Genomic DNA, 18,770 nt, shown 5'->3' on the forward strand with positions numbered 1-18,770 from the left:
CGGCCCGGAACGGGCAAAGCCCTGCCGCTTTGCCCTACGGTCACTGACGTCCAAGTATCGTGACTTTGCCGAAGTGCTCCGCCATGGGAGCACGACATGGACGGCGCAAGGACGGAGAGGACGCCGGATGCAGGGACTGGTGCTGCAGCTGACGCGAGCCGGTTTTTTGACGTTGCTGTGGCTGTTCATCTGGTCGGTGCTGCGCATATTGCGGACCGACATCTACGCGCCGACCGGTGCGGTGATGGTTCGCCGCGGCCTGTCGATCCGGGGCGTGCTGCTGCCCTCGCGGCAGCATCGCGCCGGCGCACGCCACCTGGTGGTGACGGAGGGGCCCCTCACCGGGGCCCGGATCGCGCTGAGCGACCAGCCGGTTCTGGTCGGCCGCGCCGACGACTCCACCCTGGTGATCAACGACGACTACGCCTCCGCGCGGCACGCCCGCCTGTCTCAACGAGGATCGGAATGGTATGTCGAAGACCTCGGCTCGACCAACGGCACCTACCTTGACAGGGTGAAGGTCACCACAGCGGTACGGGTTCCCGTCGGGACGCCGATACGAATCGGCAAGACCGCGATCGAGCTCCGCCGGTGAGCCTGGTGCTGCGCTACGCCGCCCGCAGTGACCGCGGCCTGGTGCGCTCCAACAACGAGGATTCGGTGTACGCCGGTGCCCGGCTGCTGGCGCTGGCCGACGGCATGGGCGGGCACGCGGCCGGTGAGGTCGCTTCCCAGCTCGTTATCGCCGCGCTGGCCCACCTCGACGACGACGAGCCGGGTGGCGACCTGCTGGCGAAACTGGAAGCTGCGGTGCAGGAGGGGAACTCGGCGATCGCGGCATACGTCGAGGAACATCCCGAGCTCGAGGGCATGGGCACCACCTTGACCGCGATCCTGTTCGCGGCCCCCCGGCTGGGGCTGGCCCATATCGGCGACTCGCGCGGGTATCTGCTGCGCGACGGCGAACTCACCCAGATCACCAAGGACGACACCTTCGTTCAGACCCTGGTCGACGAGGGCCGCATCACCGCAGAAGAAGCCCACAGCCATCCGCAGCGTTCCCTGATCATGCGGGCGTTGACCGGCCACGAGGTGGAGCCGACGCTGACCATGCGCGAGGCCAAGGCCGGCGACCGCTACCTGCTGTGCTCGGACGGATTGAGCGATCCGGTGAGCACCGAGACCATCCACGAGGCGCTGGAGATCCCCGACGTCAATGAGAGCGCGCTGCGGCTGATCGAGCTGGCGCTGCGCGGCGGTGGGCCCGACAACGTGACCGTGGTGGTGGCCGACGTCGTCGACGTCGACTACGGCCAGACCCAGCCGATCTTGGCCGGGGCGGTCTCCGACAGCGACGATGATCACCTGACCGCCCTCAACACCGCCGCCGGCCGGGCATCGGCGATCTCCCCGCGCAAGACCGTCGCCAAACGGGTGCTGCCGCGGATCGAAACCCTGTCGCGGCCGCCACGCTCCCGGCGCCGCAAATTCGTCATCGCGATGCTGCTGCTGATCCTGCTGGCCGCTGCCCTGATGATCGGGCGGGCGATCGTCCGCACCAACTATTACGTCACCGCCTACGGCAACACCGTGGCGATCATGCGCGGTGTGCAGGGTTCGATTCTCGGTCTGCCGTTGCAGGAGCCCTACCTGCTGGGTTGCCTCGATAGCCGCGGGGACCTGGTGCAGATCAGCTTCAGCCAATCCGGTGACAAGCTGTCCTGCCGGCTGATGACGTTGCAGGATCTGCGTCCGCCGGCGCGCCAGCAGGTCAGCAACGGCCTGCCGGCCGGCACGCTCGACGACGCGATCACCCAGCTGCGCAACCTGGCCCGGGACTCGCTGTTGCCGCCGTGTCCGTCGCGGAGCGCCACCGGGAAGACCGGCGACGGTGGTTCGGCGCCCTCGCGCGCACCGGATCCCGGCCCGGCGCCGACCGGTCCGCGGCCCGGCCCCGCGCAACGCACGCCGACCTCGGGGGTGCCGCACCTGCCGACGCTGACCAACCTGCCGCCGGCCCCGCCAGAACCGGGGACCGACTGCCGGGCGGCCTCATGAGCCGCGCCGGCGACGATCCCGTGGGGGCACCCCCCGGCGCGCAGCGGCAAGGGGCACCCAGCGATGAGAAGGGGGGGCGCGCATCAAGCACAGAGCCGCAGCCCGCGGTGACGCTGATCCCGGCGCTGCCGGATCGACGCAACGCCGAATTCCTGCTGCTGTGCTTCGCGACCGTGATCATCGCGGTGGCGATGCTGATCGTCGAGGCCGGCCACGAACAGGGGCTGCGCTGGGATCTGGTCGGCTACGGGACGGCGTTTCTGGTGCTGTTCAGCTTCGCGCACCTGGTCATTCGGCGCTCGGCACGTTACGCCGATCCGCTGCTGCTGCCGGTGGTGGCCCTGCTCAACGGGCTCGGACTGGTGATGATCCACCGCATCGATCTCGGCGTCGGGGCCGACGCCGCTGACGGCCGCCCGGGCGCCGGCGCCCAGATGCTGTGGACGCTGGTCGCCGTCATCGTCTTCGCCCTGGTGCTCGAGCTGCTCAAAGACCACCGCCTGCTCGCCGGCAACGGCTACATCTGCGGCGTGGTCGGCCTGGTGCTGCTGGTGATCCCCGCCCTGTTGCCGGCCTCGCTGTCGGAGCGACAAGGCGCCAAGATCTGGATCCGCTTGCCCGGCTTCTCTATTCAGCCCGCCGAGTTCTCCAAGATCTTGCTGCTGATCTTCTTCGCCGCGGTGCTGGTCTCCAAGCGCCGGCTGTTCACCAGCGCCGGCAAACACGTCCTGGGCATGAACCTGCCGCGGCCGCGCGACCTGGCGCCGCTGCTGGCCGCCTGGGTGATCTCCGTGGCCGTGATGGCTTTCGAAAAGGACCTCGGCACCTCGCTGCTGTTGTACGCGTCGTTTCTGGTGGTGGTGTACCTGGCCACCCGACGGTTCAGCTGGATGGTGATCGGGCTGCTGTTGTTCGCTGCCGGCAGCGTCGCGGCGTACTTCCTGTTCAGCCATGTCCGGGTGCGGGTACAGACCTGGATGGACCCCTTTGCCGACCCCGAGGGCGCCGGCTATCAGATGGTGCAGTCGTTGTTCAGCTTCGCCACCGGCGGCATCTTCGGCACCGGACTGGGCAACGGTCAGCCCGGATACGTGCCCGCGGCGTCGACGGACTTCATCATCGCCGCGTTCGGTGAGGAACTGGGTCTGGTCGGGCTCGCCGGTGTGCTGATCCTGTACACGATCGTGATCGTGCGCGGCATGCGGACCGCAATCGCCGTCCGAGACAGCTTCGGCAAGCTGCTGGCCGCCGGCCTGGCCGCCACCTTGGGCATCCAGCTGTTCATCGTGGTCGGGGGAGTGACCAAACTGATTCCGCTGACCGGGCTGACCACGCCGTGGCTGTCCTACGGCGGGTCGTCGTTGCTGGCCAACTACGTGCTACTGGCGATCCTGCTGCGCGTCTCGCACGCCGCGCGTCGCCCGCTGAGCACCCAGCCGCAGCGCACCACCCCGATCGGCGATACCGGCACGGCGGTGATCGAGCGCGTATGAACACCTCGCTGCGCCGCGTCACGATGACCCTGATGGCGCTGATAGTGCTGCTGTTGGGCAACGCCACCCTGACCCAGGTCTTCGCCGCCGACGGGTTGCGCACCGACCCGCGAAATCAGCGGGTGCTGCTCGACGAATACTCCCGCCAGCGGGGCCAGATCACCGCCTCCGGGCAACTGCTGGCCTACTCGATCGCCACCGGCGGCCGGATCAAATACCAGCGCGTCTACCCCGACCCGGAGGTGTACGCGCCGATCACCGGGTTCTATTCGCTGCGCTACTCCAGCAGCGGGCTCGAACGCGCCGAGGACACCGTGCTCAACGGATCAGACCCGCGGCTGTTCGGGCTGCGGTTGGCGGACTTCTTCACCGGCCGCAGCCCCCGCGGCGGCACCGTCGAGACCACCATCCGCCCGCGGGTGCAGCAGGCGGGCTGGGAAGCGATGCGCAGCGGCTGCGACGGCGGCTGCCGAGGAGCCGTGGTGGCGCTGGAGCCGTCCACCGGCAAGATCCTGGCGCTGGTGTCCACACCGTCCTACGACCCCAACCTGTTGTCCTCGCATGACTCGGTTCAGCAGGGCCAGGCCTGGCAGCGGCTGCGCGACAACCCCGACTCGCCGCTGACCAACCGCGCCATCAGCGAGACCTACCCACCCGGGTCGACGTTCAAGGTGATCACCACCGCGGCCGCGCTGCAGGCCGGCATCAGCGAGAACGAGCAGCTGACCAACGCCGCGCGCATCGCCCTGCCCGACAGCACCGTCAAGCTGGAGAACTTCGGCGGCAACACCTGCGAGGGCAATGAACAGACCGTGCCGCTGCGGGTGGCGTTCGCCCGATCCTGCAACACCGCCTTCGTCCAGTTGGGTATCCGCACCGGCTCCGACGCCCTGCGGAACACCGCCCAGGGGTTCGGGTTCGACATCACGCCCGAACCCATCCCGCTGCAGGTGGCCGAGTCCACTATCGGGCCGATCCGCGACGCCGCCGCGCTGGGGATGACCAGCATCGGCCAGAAGGATGTCGCGGTGACGCCGCTGAAGAACGCGGTGATCGCCGCGACCATCGCCAACGGCGGGTTGACGATGCAGCCCTACCTGGTCGCGGGGTTGGAAGGGCCGGATCTGGCCGGCATCGCGACGACGCAACCGCGCGAACAACGCCGTGCGGTGTCTTCGCAGGTCGCGGCTAAGCTAACTGAACTGATGATCGACGCCGAGAAAGTGACCCAGCAGGAGGGGGCCATCCCGGGCGTACAGATCGCGTCGAAGACCGGAACAGCCGAGCACGGCACCGATCCGCGGAACACTCCGCCGCACGCGTGGTACATCGCTTTCGCCCCGGCCAGCGCCCCCAAGGTGGCCGTCGCCGTTGTCGTGGAGGACGGCGGCGACCGCTTGGCCGCCACCGGCGGGGCGGTGGCCGCGCCGATCGGGCGCGCCGTCATCGAAGCCGCACTACAGGGGCGATCATGAGTCCGGCGGTCGGGGCGGCGCTGGCCGGGCGCTACCGGTTGCAGCGGCTCATCGCCACCGGCGGCATGGGCCAGGTGTGGGAAGCCGTGGACAACCGACTGGGCCGACGCGTCGCGGTCAAGGTCCTCAAACCCGAGTTCTCCTCCGACCCGGAGTTCATCGAGCGGTTCCGCGCCGAGGCGCGCAACACCGCCATGCTCAACCATCCCGGCATCGCCAGCGTGCACGACTACGGCGAGACCGACCTGGACGGCGAAGGCCGCACCGCGTTTTTGGTGATGGAGCTGGTCAACGGCGAGCCGCTTAATTCGGTGCTCAAGCGCACCGGGCGGCTGTCGCTGCGGCACGCGCTGGACATGCTCGAGCAGACCGGTCGGGCACTACAGGTCGCGCACAGCTCCGGGCTGGTGCACCGCGACGTCAAGCCCGGCAACATCATGATCACGCCCACCGGCCAGGTGAAGATCACCGACTTCGGTATCGCCAAGGCCGTCGACGCCGCCCCGGTCACCCAGACCGGCATGGTGATGGGCACCGCCCAATACATCGCGCCGGAACAGGCGCTCGGGCAGGACGCCACCGCGGCCAGCGACGTGTACTCCCTCGGTGTCGTCGGCTACGAAGTGCTGTGCGGGCGCCGCCCCTTCACCGGCGACGGCGCGCTGACCGTGGCCATGAAACACATCAAGGAGCCGCCCCCGCCGCTGCCGGCCGAACTGCCACCCAACGTGCGGGAGCTCATCGAGATCACGCTGGCCAAGAACCCCGCCATGCGCTACCGCAGCGGCGGCCCGTTCGCCGATGCGGTCGCCGCGGTGCGGTCCGGCCGGCGGCCGCCGCGGCCGAGCCAATCCCTGCCCGCCGGACGTGCCGCGCCCTCGGCGATCCCGTCGACGGCGGCAACCCGGGTCGCCCCACCGGTGTCGGCGCGCGCCACCGCGGCGCGGCGGGCCCGCACCGGTACCGGTAACCACCGTCCGCCGGCGCCCCGGCGCACCTTCACCGCCGGGCAGCGCGCCCTGCTGTGGGCGGCCGGAGTGCTGGGCACGCTGGCGATCATCATCGCGGTGCTGATCGTGGTCAACGCCAAGAGTCCGGGCGGCTCGCTGGCCCCGGCGACCGTCACCGACACCGGCGGTCCGCCGGTCGAGTCGTCCAACGTCGAGTCGCAACCGGCGGCTCCGCCCGCGCATTCCTCGGGCTGGACCTGGTCGAAGGTTGCACGATGACCACCCCGCAGCGGCTCTCCGACCGCTATGAACTCGGTGAGATCCTCGGCTTCGGCGGCATGTCGGAGGTGCACCGCGCGGTCGACACCCGGCTGCACCGCGATGTGGCGGTCAAAGTATTGCGTGCCGACCTGGCCCGCGACCCGAGCTTTTATCTGCGGTTCCGCCGCGAGGCGCAGAATGCCGCCGCGCTGAACCACCCGGCGATCGTCGCCGTCTACGACACCGGGGAAGCCGACACCCCGGCCGGTCCGCTGCCCTACATCGTGATGGAACTCGTCGAAGGTGTGACGCTGCGCGACATCGTGCAGAACGACGGCCCGATGCCGCCCATCCGCGCCATCGAGGTGATCGCCGACGCCTGCCAGGCGCTGAACTTCAGCCACCAGCACGGCATCATCCACCGCGACGTCAAGCCGGCCAACATCATGATCGACAAGCACAACGCGGTGAAGGTGATGGACTTCGGCATCGCCCGCGCGATCGCCGACGCCGGCAACAGCGTCACCCAGACGGCGGCGGTGATCGGCACCGCCCAGTACCTGTCGCCCGAGCAGGCCCGCGGTGAACCCGTCGACGCTCGCTCGGACGTGTACTCGCTGGGCTGCGTGCTGTACGAAATCCTCACCGGCGACGCACCTTTCATCGGTGATTCACCGGTGGCGGTCGCCTATCAGCACGTCCGCGAAGATCCGGTGCCGCCGTCGCAGCGGCAGCCAGGGTTATCGGCCGACCTGGATGCGGTGGTGCTCAAGGCGCTGGCGAAGAATCCCGACAACCGCTACCAGACGGCCGCCGAGATGCGCGCCGACCTGGTGCGGGTGCACAACGGGGAGAAGCCGGAAGCTCCGCGGGTGCTCACCGAGGCCGATCGCGCCTCCATGCTGGCCTCCCGGGCGGGGGCCGGCTCCGGGGCTCACACCGATCCGCTGCCGCGCCAGGAACTCGACTTCGGCCAGGAGCGGCCGGGTTCGGTGGGCCGGTGGCTGATAGCGGCGATCGTGCTGGCGGTGCTGACGGTCATCGTCACGGTGTCGATCAACAGTTTCGGCGGCCGCACCCACCAGATTCAGGTGCCCGACGTCAGCGGCCGGGCGTCGGTCGACGCGATCGCCGAACTACAGAACAAGGGCTTCAAGACCCGCACCGAGCAGCGCGCCGACTCCGACGTGCCGCCCGATCACGTGATCAGCACCGAGCCGCCCGCCGGCGCCCCGGCGAACAAGGGCGACAAGATCACCGTCAACGTGTCCTACGGCCCCGAGCAGCGGCAGGTGCCCGACGTGGCCTCGCTGAGCTACGCCGACGCGGTCAAGAAGCTCACCGCCGCCGGCTTCGGCAAGTTCAAGCAGGTCGACTCGCCTTCCACACCCGAACTCAAGGACAAGGTCGTCGGCACCAACCCGCCGGCCAACCAGACGACCGCGATCACCAATGAGATCGTGATCGTGATGGGCTCCGGCCCGGCCACCAAACCCGTCCCGGACGTCACCGGCCAGACGGTGGAGCTCGCGCAGAAGAACCTGACCGTCTATGGCTTCACCAAGATCACCGAGGTGGCGGTGGACAGTCCGCGCCCGGCCGGTGTGGTGATCGGCACCAGCCCGCCGAGCGGTGAGACCGCACCCGTCGACGGCGTGATCGAGCTGCAGGTGTCGCGCGGCAACCAGTTCGTCATGCCGGATCTGGCCGGGATGTTCTGGACCGATGCCGAACCGCAGCTACGGGCGCTGGGCTGGACCGGGATGTTGATCAAGGGCGCCGACGTCGACGCCGGCGGCTCCGGCCACAACCGGGTGGTCTACCAGAGTCCCGCGGCCGGCCAGGGCGTCAACACCGACGGCAACATCACGCTGCGCTTCGGCCAATAGCCGACCCGCTGCGCCCGACTACGTCGCGCTTGCGATCGGCTGCGCCCCACCGGCGGGGCTGCGGGCGCTCTGCACGGTGGCGGCGACCTCGTCCTCCAGCCGCTGCACCAACGCCTCGTCGCACGGATAGCCGCAGGCCTCCAGCCAGTTGGCCAGCATCCGGTGACCGCCCTCGGTGAGGATGGACTCCGGGTGGAACTGCACGCCGTGGATGGGCAGCCCGGTGTGCCGCACCCCCATGATCACCCCGCCGCGGGTGCGGGCGGTGACCTCCAGCGCGGCGGGCAACGTCTCGGGGAGGATCGTCAATGAGTGGTAACGGGTGGCGGTGAACGGGTCCGGCAGACCCTTGAGCACCCCGGTGTCGGAGTGGAAGACGGTACTGGTCTTGCCGTGCAACAATTCCGGCGCACGCCCCACCGTGGCGCCGAACGCGACACCGATCGCCTGATGGCCCAGACAGACCCCCAGCACCGGGATCCGGGCCGCGGCGCACGCCTCGACCACCGGGATCGACGCCCCGGCGCGCTCCGGGGTGCCCGGTCCGGGGCTCAGCAATACGCCGTCGAAGTCGGCCACCACCTGGTCCCGCGCGGCCGGGCCGGCCAGCCGGGCGTCGTCGTTGCGCCAGACGGCAGCCTGCACACCCAACTGGCCCAGGTACTGCACCAGGTTGAACACAAAGCTGTCGTAGTTGTCGACGACCAGGATCCGCACGCTGACAGGCTACCGTCGCGTTGCCGGCCCGCAGGGCTCAGTAGTCGATCGGGCCGGCCGGGACGGCGTAGCGCATCCGGGCGGGTCTCGGCGTCTCGACCACCTGCAGATCCGTGCTGACCTGCTCGCTGTAGCCCAGGCCGAACCGGATCACGTACTGCTTGTAGAGCGTGACCAGGGGAGCGGCGGCCAACGCGGCCTGCATCGCGTCGGGGTCGCCGATCGCCGTCATCACATAGGGCGGGCTGTAGGTCCGGCCGCCCAGCAGCAGGGTGTTGCCGACGCACCGCGGCGCCGACTCCGCGGTGATCCGCTGATCCTGCATCTGGATGGCTTCCGCGCCGGCGCTCCACATCGCGTTGAGCACGGCCGAGATGTCCTGTTGGTGGACCACGAGGTCGTCGGGGGAGGCGTCTCGGGGGAAGCGACCGTTGGCGTCGCGCTGGGCATCGGTGAGTGTCACCACCAGGCCGGGCCCGTAGACGGCCCCCAACCCGGCGGCCTCGGCCAGTTGATCGGTCCGGTTGCGCATCGCTGACAGCGCCGCACCGGCGCCCCGGCCGTGCACCGAGCCCACGGCCTCGGCCAGCGTGTCCCGGTTGTCGGTGAGCTCTTCGACCGTGGACTGGGTGGCACGGACCAAATCGACCAGGCGGGGCGCGTCACCGCGGCGGATCTCCTTGCCCCCCGAGACCCCGTGGGTGGCGGCCAACAGCAGTCCGGCCGACAGACACACCAGCGGGACGCCGATCCGCCATGCGGAACTGCGGCCCGGGGACGCGCCGTTCATCGGCTCTCCAATTCTCGGGTGGGTGCCCGGCTGGGTTAATCTCGTACGCGACCCATACTCGCAGCTTCACCGCCGCACTGTCCCGAGGTACCGATGCCCAAGTCGAAGGTTCGCAAGAAGACCAGCTTCACCCCCTCGTCGGTGAGCCGCACCCCGGTCAAGGTCAAGGGCGGGCCGTCGAGCGTCTGGTTCGTCGCGCTGTTTCTAGGGCTGATGCTCTTCGGGCTGGTGTGGCTGATGGTGTATCAGTTGGCCGCCACCGGGTTGGACACCCCGGCGGCGCTGAACTGGATGGCCGAGCTGGGCCCGTGGAATTACGCGATCGCGTTTGCTTTCATGATCACCGGGCTGTTGCTCACCATGCGGTGGCGTTGAGCCGATCCGGCCTGGGATTTCGGTTATGTCATGTCGTCGGCGATGCCAGCTGGGTAACCAAGCGGTTGCCCAATCACAACGATGTGATTCATCCCCATTGTGGACAACCCCTGTAGATAACCTCAAAACCGCAGGTCGCATTGACTGACGAACGCCGCCAGCAAACCCAGTGGGCGCCGCCCGCCCGCGGAATCGCTGGTTGCGCGCTTGCCGGCGCGGTGTTAGCTATCAGTGCTGTGACGCTCGCCACAGACTTGCCGGGGCGGCTGCTGGCCGGCCTCGCCGGAATCGGAATGCTGGTGTTTGCCGGTTTCTCCTGGCGGTCGCGGCCACGGCTGGCGCTAACCGGTCAGGGATTGGCCCTGCGCGGCTGGTGGCGCACCCGGCTGCTGACCCCCGGCGACCTCACCCGGGTCCGCGTCACCGACTTCCAGCGGATCGGGCGGACGCAACACCTGCTGGAGATCGAGACGGCTGACGACGATCTGCTCATCCTGTCCCGCTGGGATCTGGGCACCGATCCCCGCGACGTGTTCGCTGTCCTGTCGGCGGCCGGCTACACCGGCCCCTGACAGCGTCCGAACAACCGCGCTAGGAGACCGTGACCGACTCGATCACCACCGGCTCGGTGGGCCGGTCGCCCCGGTCGGTCGCCGTGTTGGCGATGGCGTCGACGACGCCGCGCGAGTCCGGATCGACGACCTCGCCGAAGATGGTGTGCTTGCGGTTCAGGTGCGGGGTCTGGCCCACGGTGATGAAGAACTGCGAGCCGTTGGTGCCGGGACCGGCGTTGGCCATCGCCAGCAGATAAGGCCTGTCGAACACCAGCTCGGGGTGGAACTCGTCCTCGAACTTGTACCCGGGTCCGCCGCGGCCGGTGCCGGTCGGGTCTCCGCCCTGGATCATGAAGCCGCCGATCACCCGGTGGAACACCGCGCCGTCGTAGAACGGGCCCGACGAGCCGCCGGAGGCGTTGGTGGTGGAGTACTCCTTGGTCCCCTGCGCCAGGCCGACGAAGTTGGCGACGGTCTTGGGGGCGTGGTTGCCGAACAGCGCGATCTTGATGTCGCCGCGGTTGGTGTGCATCGTGGCGGTTGCGGTGGCGATAGGGCTGGTGGTCATGGCATCACAGTGTGCCATTCCCGGCGGCGTGGGCTGCGTCACGGGTAGCGTTGGATCATGCGTCTGTCCAAGGAGACCCAGCTGACCCACCGAGAGCGCCTGACCCGGGGCCTGGCGCACACTGCGGGCGGGCCCGTCGACGTGGCACGCGGCGCTGTCGGCCTCGGCGGGGCCGCCGTTCACCGTGGCGCGGTGCAACTGCGCCAGCGCTACCGGGACAGCCGGTTGGCCGACCACGTGGCCGACGCCGCCGATGCCGCCGCGCGGGAGTTGGCGGCCGCCCAGGAGGTGGTCTCCGGGCTGCCCGACGTGCTCGAGGGCCGGTCGCCCCGACGCCGGCTCCGCCGGTCCTGGGTGATCACCGGGGCGGTCGGCGCAGCGCTACTGGTGGGCGGTGCTGTGGCGGTTGCGATCAGCCGTTCGAGCCGGCCAGAGGAACCCTCGCCGCGCCCACCGAGCGTGGACGCGCACCCCAAGGTGTAGGTGTTCGGCGGGCACAGCCCGGCCACCGCCGTCTGCCGGGTGACTGGATGCCGTTGAAAGCGGCGCTGTGGAGCCTAGGAGATTCGAACTCCTGACATCTGCCTTGCAAAGGCAGCGCTCTACCAACTGAGCTAAGGCCCCGGATGGGACTCGTGGGCCTAGGAGGACTCGAACCTCCGACCTCTTCGTTATCAGCGAAGCGCTCTAACCGCCTGAGCTATAGGCCCGTAGTCGACTACGACCGAGCGCCGAGATTACCGCACCCGACGCCCCCCGGCCAAAATGCCGGTCAGTCCCGATCGGCCAGCGTCACCTCGACGCCGCCGACGACGTCGGTGCTCAAGTTGTAGATCACCACACCCAGGGTGGCCATCGCGGTCAGCACGACCACGTTGACCAGTCCGATCAAGGCGGCACCGCCGAAGATCGAACTACCCGAAACCAGTTCTGCGGCACTGTTGTTCGTCAACAGATCGCCTACGTTGCTGTTCAGCTTGCTCCAGACGCCCATCGCTCCCAGCATGACGTAGAGCACCGCGACGGCGATCATCCAGACGAAGAACAGCGCCGTGGACAACAGCAGCGACACCTTGAGCGCGCTCCACGGGTCGATCCGCCGGATCTGCATGCTGGCCCGAACCGGACCGCGCGGCCCGGCCGACACCTGCGTGCGCCGGGCGGGGGGTCGACGCTGAGCCGGTTCGGACAGATCCGGCAGCTCGCTGCCGTAGGCGTCGTCGGTAGCGGCGTGCGCGGCCGGCGCCGCCGGCGGCTGGATCGGCTTGGCGGTCTGCTTGGCGGGCTTGGCCGGTTTGGCCGGTTTGGCCGGCTGCGGCGCACCCGGGGCTGCGGTGCCGGAAACGAACCGGCGCAGCCGCTCGTCTACACCGGGGGAGTGGCCCGCCGCGTTCGGCTCGGCCGATCGGGCCGGCTCGGCCGGTCGGGCCGGATCAGCCGGTCTGACAGCCGCCGGCGGCCGGTTCTGCCCGCCGCGCTGCCACGGTGGCGGCTCGCCGGTATCGGCGATCCGGCCGGGCCGACTCACCGGCCGCTGACCCGCGGCGTCGGCCGGCCCGCTGCCGGCGGCTTCCGCTTGGCCCGGACCGCTGCCCGGGTGCCCCGGCTCATTCGGTGCGCTCACTGACGCTCCTTACCTCCCCGAGCCGCCCCGCGGTCCGGATTTTGTCGTTCAGCTATCCGAGTCCTCGTCGACCGCTTCTATGTCGGCGTTTCGTGCGATCGCTATCAGTGTGTCGCCCTCACCCAGGTTCATCAACCGAACGCCCTTGGTCTGGCGCCCGGCCTTGCGAACCTGCCGCGCCGCGGTCCGGATCACCCCGCCCCCGGAGGTGATTGCGTAAAGCTCACTGTCATCGTCGACAATCAACGCCCCGACCAGCCGGCCCCGCTTGGGATCGTACTGAATGGTCAGGATGCCCTTGCCGCCGCGACCCTGGGCGGTGTACTCCTCGATCGCGGTTCGCTTGGCGTAGCCGCCGGCGGTGGCCACCAGCAGGTAGGTGTCATCGCGGACCACATTGAGCGACAGCAGCCGGTCATCGGCGTTGAACCGCATGCCCTGCACGCCGGAGGTGGCTCGGCCCATCGGGCGCAGCGCCTCGTCGGTCGCCGAGAACCGGATGGACTGCCCATTGGCCGAGACCAGCAGCAGATCATCCTCGGCGGAGCACAACACCGCGCCGACCAGCTCGTCGCCCTCGCGCAGGTTGATCGCGACGATCCCGCCGGACCGGTTCGAATCGAAGTCGGTCAACTTGGACTTCTTGACCAGGCCGTTGCGGGTGGCCAGCACCAGGTACGGCGCGTCCTCGTAGCTCTTGATCTGGATGACCTGGGCGATGCGCTCCTCGGGCTGGAAGGCCAACAGGTTGGCGACGTGCTGGCCGCGAGCGGTGCGCAGCGCCTCCGGCAGGTCGTAGGCCTTGGCGCGGTACACCCGGCCCTGCGTGGTGAAGAACAGGATCCAGTCGTGGGTCGAGCAGACGAAGAAGTGCGCCACGATGTCGTCCTGCTTGAGCCCGGCGCCCTGCACGCCCTTGCCGCCGCGCTTCTGGCTGCGGTAAAGGTCGGTCTTGGTGCGCTTGGCGTAGCCGGTTTCGGTGATCGTGACGACGACGTCCTCGCGGGCGATCAGATCCTCGTCGGCGACATCGCCGTCGGCGGCGATGATCCGGGTACGACGGTCGTCACCGTACTTTTCGACGAGCTCGCCGAGTTCCTGCTGCACGATCGCGCGCTGCCGTTCGGGCTTGGCGAGGATGTCTTCCAGGTCGGCGATCTCGGCCTCGATCTTGGCCAGGTCGTCGATGATCTTCTGGCGCTCCAGCGCGGCCAGCCGCCGCAGCTGCATGTCCAGGATCGCTTGCGCCTGGATCTCATCGATGTCGAGGAGGCTGATCAGGCCCTGACGTGCCACGTCGACGGTCTCGGACGCCCGGATCAGTGCGATCACCTCGTCGAGGGCGTCGAGCGCCTTGACCAGGCCGCGCAGGATGTGCGCGCGTTCGTTGGCCTTGCGCAGCCGGTAGGTGGTGCGGCGCACGATCACGTCGAGTTGGTGGGCGACGTAGTGGCGGATCATCTGATCCAGTCGCAGCGTGCGCGGCACCCCGTCGACGATCGAGAGCATGTTGGCGCCGAAGCTCGTCTGCAGCTGGGTGTGCTTGTAGAGGTTGTTCAGCACCACCTTGGCCACGGCGTCGCGCTTGACCTCGACGACGATGCGCAGCCCCACCCGGTCGCTGCTCTGGTCCTCGATGTTGGCGATACCGACGAGTTTCCCGTCGCGCACCTGGTCGGCGATCGACGTGATGAAGTTGTCGTGGTTCACCTGGTAGGGCAGTTCGGTGATGACCAGCAGTGCCCGCCCGCGGGCATCCTCCTCGATCTCGACCACCCCGCGCATCCGGATGGATCCGCGCCCGGTCCGGTAGGCGTCGCCGATGCCTTGCGATCCGACGATCAGCCCCGAGGTGGGGAAGTCCGGGCCCTTGACCCGCTCCATCACCGCTTCCAGGGTGGTCTCTTCGTCGGCGTCGTGGTTGTCCAGGCACCAGAACACCGCTTCGGCCAGTTCACGCAGGTTGTGCGGCGGGATGTTGGTCGCCATGCCGACCGCGATGCCGCCGGACCCGTTGGCCAGCAGGTTCGGGAACCGGCTGGGCAGCACGGTCGGCTCTTGCACCCGACCGTCGTAGTTCGGGACGAAATTGACTGTCTCCTCGTCAATTTCGCGCAGCATCTCCATGGCCAGCGGGGTCAGGCGAGCCTCGGTGTTGTGGCTGACGAACCCGTTGGTGATGAAGGCGTGGTCCTCGGTGTCCACCCGCAGGCTGTAGACGGGCTGGACGCCGGCATCGGTGACCGAGGCGACCTCGGCGTAGTAGAACCGCCCGTCGGTGAGCTCGGAAGCGATCGCGCGGACGTCCGGGTCGGCGATACGCGAAAGGATCTCGGCGCTATCGCGCCGCCATCGAGCGAGCCGGTCGATGTTGTGGCGGTTCAGCCAGTCCTTGTCGACCCAGCGGCCACCGCCTTGCGTGCGGATGAATGCACCCAGGCCCGGAACGTGATCATCGTCCATACCGGCGCATGGCGGCAGCGACGACAGCATGCCGACCAGCTTCTGCTGTTTGGCGCCGCCGAAGCCGACCTGGCTCGCGAACAACTCAGCCTGCCCGCGGTTGGTAATGACAACCTTGTGTTCGCCGCTGGCGTGCCGGTACCGCTTGGAGATCACCCCCAACTCGAGCAGCATCTGCTGCACGTCCTTGGCAAGGGGTTGGCTGCGGGTGGAGTACGACACCTGGATCCCGTTACGCGGTAGGGACGAGCAGGAACCGTCTCCTTCGAATAGCGCCCGCAGGAACACCCGCTTGACAGCCGCCGGCGAACGCCAGATCCATTCCGGTATCGACTTCCCCGCCGACCGCTGCCCGACGAGTTCTGCCAGCCGTGACTCCTTCAAGTCGGAAAGATCGTGGACATCGAGTTCATGCAGCAGCGACCCCGACTTGATCGGGCGATGCGATACATACCGCGGGCCGCCCACGACCGCGTCGTAGGCCGTCACCACCATCTCGAAGTAATCAGCGTCGAGGTTGTTCAAGCCGGCACGGCCCTCGGAGACGACGCCCTCGCTGAGGAAGGCGCCGGCCAGCAGCGCTTCCATAGTCGGCTGCCAGTCGGCGGACCCGAACTCGGCCGGCGGGGTCCGTTGCAGCGCAACGCGATCACCCGGCCGTATTTCCTCGACCAACTTCCACAGCAGGGTCGGAACGCCCGCGACGTCCACCAGGCACAACAACGGGTGGTTCGCCGTACCGGTTACTTCGTAACCCTCGGCGGTCCGCACCGTGTAGGTCTGATGCTCACCGGAGTGAAACAGTCGGTCGGCGACCACCGGGTTGCCGTGCCGGTCCACGACCTTCAACTCAACGACGTTGTCGGAGTTGGGTCGGGCGTCACCGACGACATCACCGATCCGTACGGCCTGCCCAAAAGGCAACCGCACCACAGCATCCGCGGTGACGCAGTAACGCATCGCGGCCGGCGGGTCGTTGCCCGGCGAGCCGAAGTTGCCCTGGCCGTCGACCAGCGGGTAGCGCAGCGACCACGGCTGGGCCATCCGCACCAGGGTGTCGTAGATCGACGAGTCACCGTGCGGGTGGTAGTTACCCATCGTCTCGGCGACCGAGCGCGCCGACTTGGCGTGGCCGCGATCCGGCCGGAACCCGGAGTCGAACATCGCGTAGAGCACCCGCCGGTGCACCGGCTTGAGGCCATCGCGGACCTCGGGCAGCGCACGGCCCACGATCACGCTCATCGCGTAGTCGATGTAGCTGCGCTGCATCTCCTGCTGGATGTCGACCGGTTCGATCCGCTCCACCGAGTCGTCCCCGGGTGGCAGCGTGGTGTCTGTCATCTGTTCCTCGTTCAGTCAGCGGTCAGGCAGGTCGGATGGCGCCGGCATCGCGACACATCCCTAAACGTCCAGGAAGCGAACGTCTTTGGCGTTGCGTGTGATAAAGCTGCGCCGAGCCTCGACGTCCTCGCCCATCAGGATCGAGAAGAGTTCGTCGGCCGCGGCGGCGTCGTCGAGGGTGACCTGGCGCAGCACCCGCACCGTCGGATCCATCGTGGTCTCCCACAACTCCTTGGCGTCCATCTCACCCAGGCCCTTGTACCGCTGAATGCCGTCTTCGGTGTTGATCTTCTTGCCGGCGGCCTTGCCCGCCTCGAGCAGGCCGTCGCGTTCCCGGTCGGAGTAAGCGAATTCGGGCTCGGAGCCGCGCTGCCACTTGAGTTTGTACAGCGGCGGCTGTGCCAAGAAGACGTGGCCGTTCTCGATGAGCGGCCGCATGAACCGGAACAGCAGCGTCAACAGCAGGGTCGCGATGTGCTGGCCGTCGACGTCGGCGTCGGCCATCAGCACGATCTTGTGGTAGCGCAGTTTGGAGATGTCGAACTCGTCGTGGATACCGGTGCCCAGCGCGGTGATGATCGCCTGGACTTCGTTGTTCTTGAGCACCCGGTCGATTCGGGCCTTCTCGACGTTGATGATCTTGCCGCGCAACGGCAGAATCGCCTGGAACATCGAGTCGCGGCCGCTCTTGGCCGAGCCGCCCGCCGAATCCCCTTCCACCACATACAGTTCGCACTTGGTGGGGTCGTTCGATCGGCAGTCGGCCAGCTTGCCGGGCAACCCGCCCAGATCCGTGGCGCTCTTGCGGCGCACCAACGCCCGGGCTTTGCGCGCGGCCTCGCGCGCCTGAGCCGAGGACACCGCTTTGTTGATGACCACCTTGGCTTCGGCCGGGTTGGCCTCGAACCAGTGGCTGAGCTCCTCATTGCAGACCTTCTGGACGAACGACTTCACCTCGGTGTTGCCCAGTTTCGTCTTGGTCTGGCCCTCGAACTGCGGCTGGGACACCTTGACCGAGATGACCGCTGCCAGGCCTTCGCGGATGTCCTCCCCGGTGAGGTTGGGATCCTTGTCCTTGAGCAGCTTCTTGTCTTTGGCGTATTTGTTGACCACGCTGGTCAGTGCCGAGCGGAACCCCTCTTCGTGGGTGCCACCCTCGGCGGTGTTGATGGTGTTGGCGAAGGTATGCACCGATTCGGAGTAGCCGCCGTTCCACTGCATGGCAATCTCGACTTCGTGTCCGGTTCCCTTGCCGTCGAAGTCGATGATGGTCGGGTGGATGGCGGTCTTGGTGCGGTTGATGTGCGCGACGAAGTCACGCAGGCCACCGGGATAGTGGAAGACGCGGTGCTTGACCTTGTGCGGCGCCTCGGCTTCGGCGGCCTTGTCCTCGGCGGACTTCGGCGCTTCGGCGGTGTCGCTGACGACCTCGTCGACGACTTCTTCGGTCCGCACCCGCTCATCGGTGAGCTCGATGGTCAGGCCCTTGTTGAGGAACGCCATCTCCTGCAACCGCCGCGCTACGGTCTCGAAGTCGTAGTTTGTGGTCTCGAAGACGTCCGGGTCCGCCCAGAACCGGATGGTGGTGCCGGACTTCGTGGTCTTGTCGCCCTTCTTCAGCGTTCCGGGGAGCGACTTGTCATAGGTCTGGAACCACTCGTGACCGTCGACGCAGATATCGGCTTCCAGCCGGGTCGACAGCGCGTTGACCACCGAGACGCCGACGCCGTGCAGCCCACCGGAGACGCTGTAGGCGCCCTCTTCGAACTTCCCGCCGGCGTGCAGGACGGTCATCACGACGTCGACGGTCGGAATTCCGGTCGCGTGCATGGCCACCGGGATGCCGCGGCCGTCATCGGTGACCTCGACGCCACCGTCTTCGAGGATGCGCACCGCGACCTTGCTGGCGTAGCCGGCCATCGCCTCATCGACGGCGTTGTCGACGACCTCCCAGATCAGGTGATGCAGGCCGCGTTCACCCGTGGAGCCGATGTACATACCGGGTCGTTTGCGGACGGCTTCGAGGCCTTCGAGAACCTTGATCGAATCGGCACCATATTTGTTTTGGGCAGCCACGGTCGGGGAGCTCTCCTCAAGGTCTAGAGCAAGCATTCGGCGCACCACATCACCGGATGCGCGGGGGGATACCCGGACAGTCTACCGTGAAGCGGCCGCGGCGGGTATTTTCTCAGGGCGTTTCCACCCATCTGGT

The 18,770-nt window shown here is 68.1% G+C and carries 15 protein-coding genes and 2 tRNA genes; 9 read left to right on the plus strand and 8 right to left on the minus strand.

Annotated features, from left to right (window positions below; all coding sequences use genetic code 11):
- Window positions 1-127: 127 nt before the first annotated feature.
- From ACAG20_RS08580 to pknB, 6 genes are read left to right on the plus strand one after another with little or no spacing between them, the layout of a single operon-like run.
- A complete protein-coding gene (locus ACAG20_RS08580; RefSeq protein ID WP_112688905.1) occupies window positions 128-595 on the plus strand; it encodes an FHA domain-containing protein in 468 nt (155 codons plus the stop codon).
- Complete coding sequence (locus ACAG20_RS08585; RefSeq protein ID WP_370492232.1) at window positions 592-2,058, plus strand: protein phosphatase 2C domain-containing protein; 1,467 nt, start codon at window positions 592-594, stop codon at window positions 2,056-2,058. Before ACAG20_RS08580 ends, ACAG20_RS08585 begins: the two co-directional genes overlap by 4 nt.
- Complete coding sequence (locus ACAG20_RS08590) at window positions 2,055-3,551, plus strand: FtsW/RodA/SpoVE family cell cycle protein (protein WP_370492234.1); 1,497 nt, start codon at window positions 2,055-2,057, stop codon at window positions 3,549-3,551. The genes ACAG20_RS08585 and ACAG20_RS08590 overlap by 4 nt, the downstream gene beginning before the upstream one ends.
- Window positions 3,548-5,026, plus strand: coding sequence for a D,D-transpeptidase PbpA (pbpA, locus tag ACAG20_RS08595; RefSeq protein ID WP_370492235.1), 1,479 nt, complete (start codon window positions 3,548-3,550; stop codon window positions 5,024-5,026). Before ACAG20_RS08590 ends, pbpA begins: the two co-directional genes overlap by 4 nt.
- Entirely contained in the window at window positions 5,023-6,255 is a 1,233-nt protein-coding gene (locus ACAG20_RS08600; protein ID WP_370492236.1) for a protein kinase, read from the plus strand. Before pbpA ends, ACAG20_RS08600 begins: the two co-directional genes overlap by 4 nt.
- Window positions 6,252-8,126, plus strand: a complete 1,875-nt coding sequence (gene pknB, locus ACAG20_RS08605; RefSeq protein ID WP_370492237.1) for a Stk1 family PASTA domain-containing Ser/Thr kinase — start codon at window positions 6,252-6,254, stop codon at window positions 8,124-8,126. The genes ACAG20_RS08600 and pknB overlap by 4 nt, the downstream gene beginning before the upstream one ends.
- Before the next feature lie 18 nt (window positions 8,127-8,144).
- On the opposite strand, the gene ACAG20_RS08610 is transcribed toward pknB, so the two are convergent.
- Together ACAG20_RS08610 and ACAG20_RS08615 are read right to left on the minus strand one after the other, a co-directional pair.
- Window positions 8,145-8,843 (minus strand): aminodeoxychorismate/anthranilate synthase component II, encoded by a 699-nt coding sequence (locus tag ACAG20_RS08610; RefSeq protein ID WP_370492238.1) that lies wholly within the window; start codon window positions 8,841-8,843, stop codon window positions 8,145-8,147.
- A gap of 37 nt (window positions 8,844-8,880) precedes the next feature.
- Window positions 8,881-9,633 (minus strand): DUF881 domain-containing protein, encoded by a 753-nt coding sequence (locus ACAG20_RS08615; protein WP_112689174.1) that lies wholly within the window; start codon window positions 9,631-9,633, stop codon window positions 8,881-8,883.
- Between the two features lie 93 nt (window positions 9,634-9,726).
- On the opposite strand from ACAG20_RS08615, the gene crgA reads away from it, so the two are divergent.
- Together crgA and ACAG20_RS08625 are read left to right on the plus strand one after the other, a co-directional pair.
- Entirely contained in the window at window positions 9,727-10,008 is a 282-nt protein-coding gene (crgA, locus tag ACAG20_RS08620; RefSeq protein WP_013826956.1) for a cell division protein CrgA, read from the plus strand.
- A 236-nt stretch (window positions 10,009-10,244) separates the two neighbouring features.
- A complete protein-coding gene (locus ACAG20_RS08625; RefSeq protein ID WP_370492239.1) occupies window positions 10,245-10,580 on the plus strand; it encodes a PH domain-containing protein in 336 nt (111 codons plus the stop codon).
- A 19-nt stretch (window positions 10,581-10,599) separates the two neighbouring features.
- Here ACAG20_RS08625 and ACAG20_RS08630 read toward each other — a convergent pair whose 3' ends face one another.
- Complete coding sequence (locus ACAG20_RS08630; protein ID WP_112689178.1) at window positions 10,600-11,148, minus strand: peptidylprolyl isomerase; 549 nt, start codon at window positions 11,146-11,148, stop codon at window positions 10,600-10,602.
- A 39-nt stretch (window positions 11,149-11,187) separates the two neighbouring features.
- On the opposite strand from ACAG20_RS08630, the gene cwsA reads away from it, so the two are divergent.
- Window positions 11,188-11,613: a cell wall synthesis protein CwsA gene (gene cwsA / locus ACAG20_RS08635; protein ID WP_370492240.1), complete on the plus strand. Its 426-nt coding sequence runs from the start codon at window positions 11,188-11,190 to the stop codon at window positions 11,611-11,613.
- Between the two features lie 68 nt (window positions 11,614-11,681).
- Here the strand turns inward: cwsA and ACAG20_RS08640 are convergent.
- The 5 genes from ACAG20_RS08640 to gyrB form a co-directional block, all read right to left on the minus strand.
- Window positions 11,682-11,754, minus strand: a tRNA-Ala gene (locus ACAG20_RS08640).
- 12 nt (window positions 11,755-11,766) lie between these two features.
- Window positions 11,767-11,840: transfer RNA gene (locus ACAG20_RS08645), tRNA-Ile, on the minus strand.
- A 62-nt stretch (window positions 11,841-11,902) separates the two neighbouring features.
- Window positions 11,903-12,754 carry a DUF3566 domain-containing protein gene (locus ACAG20_RS08650; protein ID WP_370492241.1) on the minus strand — a complete coding sequence of 284 codons (852 nt, stop codon included), beginning with the start codon at window positions 12,752-12,754 and terminating at the stop codon, window positions 11,903-11,905.
- Between the two features lie 48 nt (window positions 12,755-12,802).
- Entirely contained in the window at window positions 12,803-16,558 is a 3,756-nt protein-coding gene (gene gyrA, locus ACAG20_RS08655; RefSeq protein ID WP_370492242.1) for an intein-containing DNA gyrase subunit A, read from the minus strand.
- 60 nt (window positions 16,559-16,618) lie between these two features.
- Window positions 16,619-18,634 carry a DNA topoisomerase (ATP-hydrolyzing) subunit B gene (gyrB, locus tag ACAG20_RS08660; RefSeq protein WP_370492243.1) on the minus strand — a complete coding sequence of 672 codons (2,016 nt, stop codon included), beginning with the start codon at window positions 18,632-18,634 and terminating at the stop codon, window positions 16,619-16,621.
- Window positions 18,635-18,770: the final 136 nt, after the last annotated feature.

The sequence above is a fragment of the Mycobacterium sp. pW045 genome, from assembly GCF_041287085.1.
Classification (GTDB): domain Bacteria; phylum Actinomycetota; class Actinomycetes; order Mycobacteriales; family Mycobacteriaceae; genus Mycobacterium; species Mycobacterium algericum_A.

What these genes read in the sequence shown, in the direction of transcription:
- cwsA (WP_370492240.1), top strand. Translation starts at nt 11,188, where the DNA reads ATGCGTCTGTCCAAGGAGACCCAGCTGACCCACCGAGAGCGCCTGACC.
- pbpA (WP_370492235.1), top strand. Translation starts at nt 3,548, where the DNA reads ATGAACACCTCGCTGCGCCGCGTCACGATGACCCTGATGGCGCTGATA.
- gyrA (WP_370492242.1), bottom strand. Translation starts at nt 16,558, where the DNA reads ATGACAGACACCACGCTGCCACCCGGGGACGACTCGGTGGAGCGGATC.
- ACAG20_RS08615 (WP_112689174.1), bottom strand. Translation starts at nt 9,633, where the DNA reads ATGAACGGCGCGTCCCCGGGCCGCAGTTCCGCATGGCGGATCGGCGTC.
- ACAG20_RS08600 (WP_370492236.1), top strand. Translation starts at nt 5,023, where the DNA reads ATGAGTCCGGCGGTCGGGGCGGCGCTGGCCGGGCGCTACCGGTTGCAG.
- ACAG20_RS08580 (WP_112688905.1), top strand. Translation starts at nt 128, where the DNA reads ATGCAGGGACTGGTGCTGCAGCTGACGCGAGCCGGTTTTTTGACGTTG.
- ACAG20_RS08630 (WP_112689178.1), bottom strand. Translation starts at nt 11,148, where the DNA reads ATGGCACACTGTGATGCCATGACCACCAGCCCTATCGCCACCGCAACC.
- pknB (WP_370492237.1), top strand. Translation starts at nt 6,252, where the DNA reads ATGACCACCCCGCAGCGGCTCTCCGACCGCTATGAACTCGGTGAGATC.
- ACAG20_RS08590 (WP_370492234.1), top strand. Translation starts at nt 2,055, where the DNA reads ATGAGCCGCGCCGGCGACGATCCCGTGGGGGCACCCCCCGGCGCGCAG.
- crgA (WP_013826956.1), top strand. Translation starts at nt 9,727, where the DNA reads ATGCCCAAGTCGAAGGTTCGCAAGAAGACCAGCTTCACCCCCTCGTCG.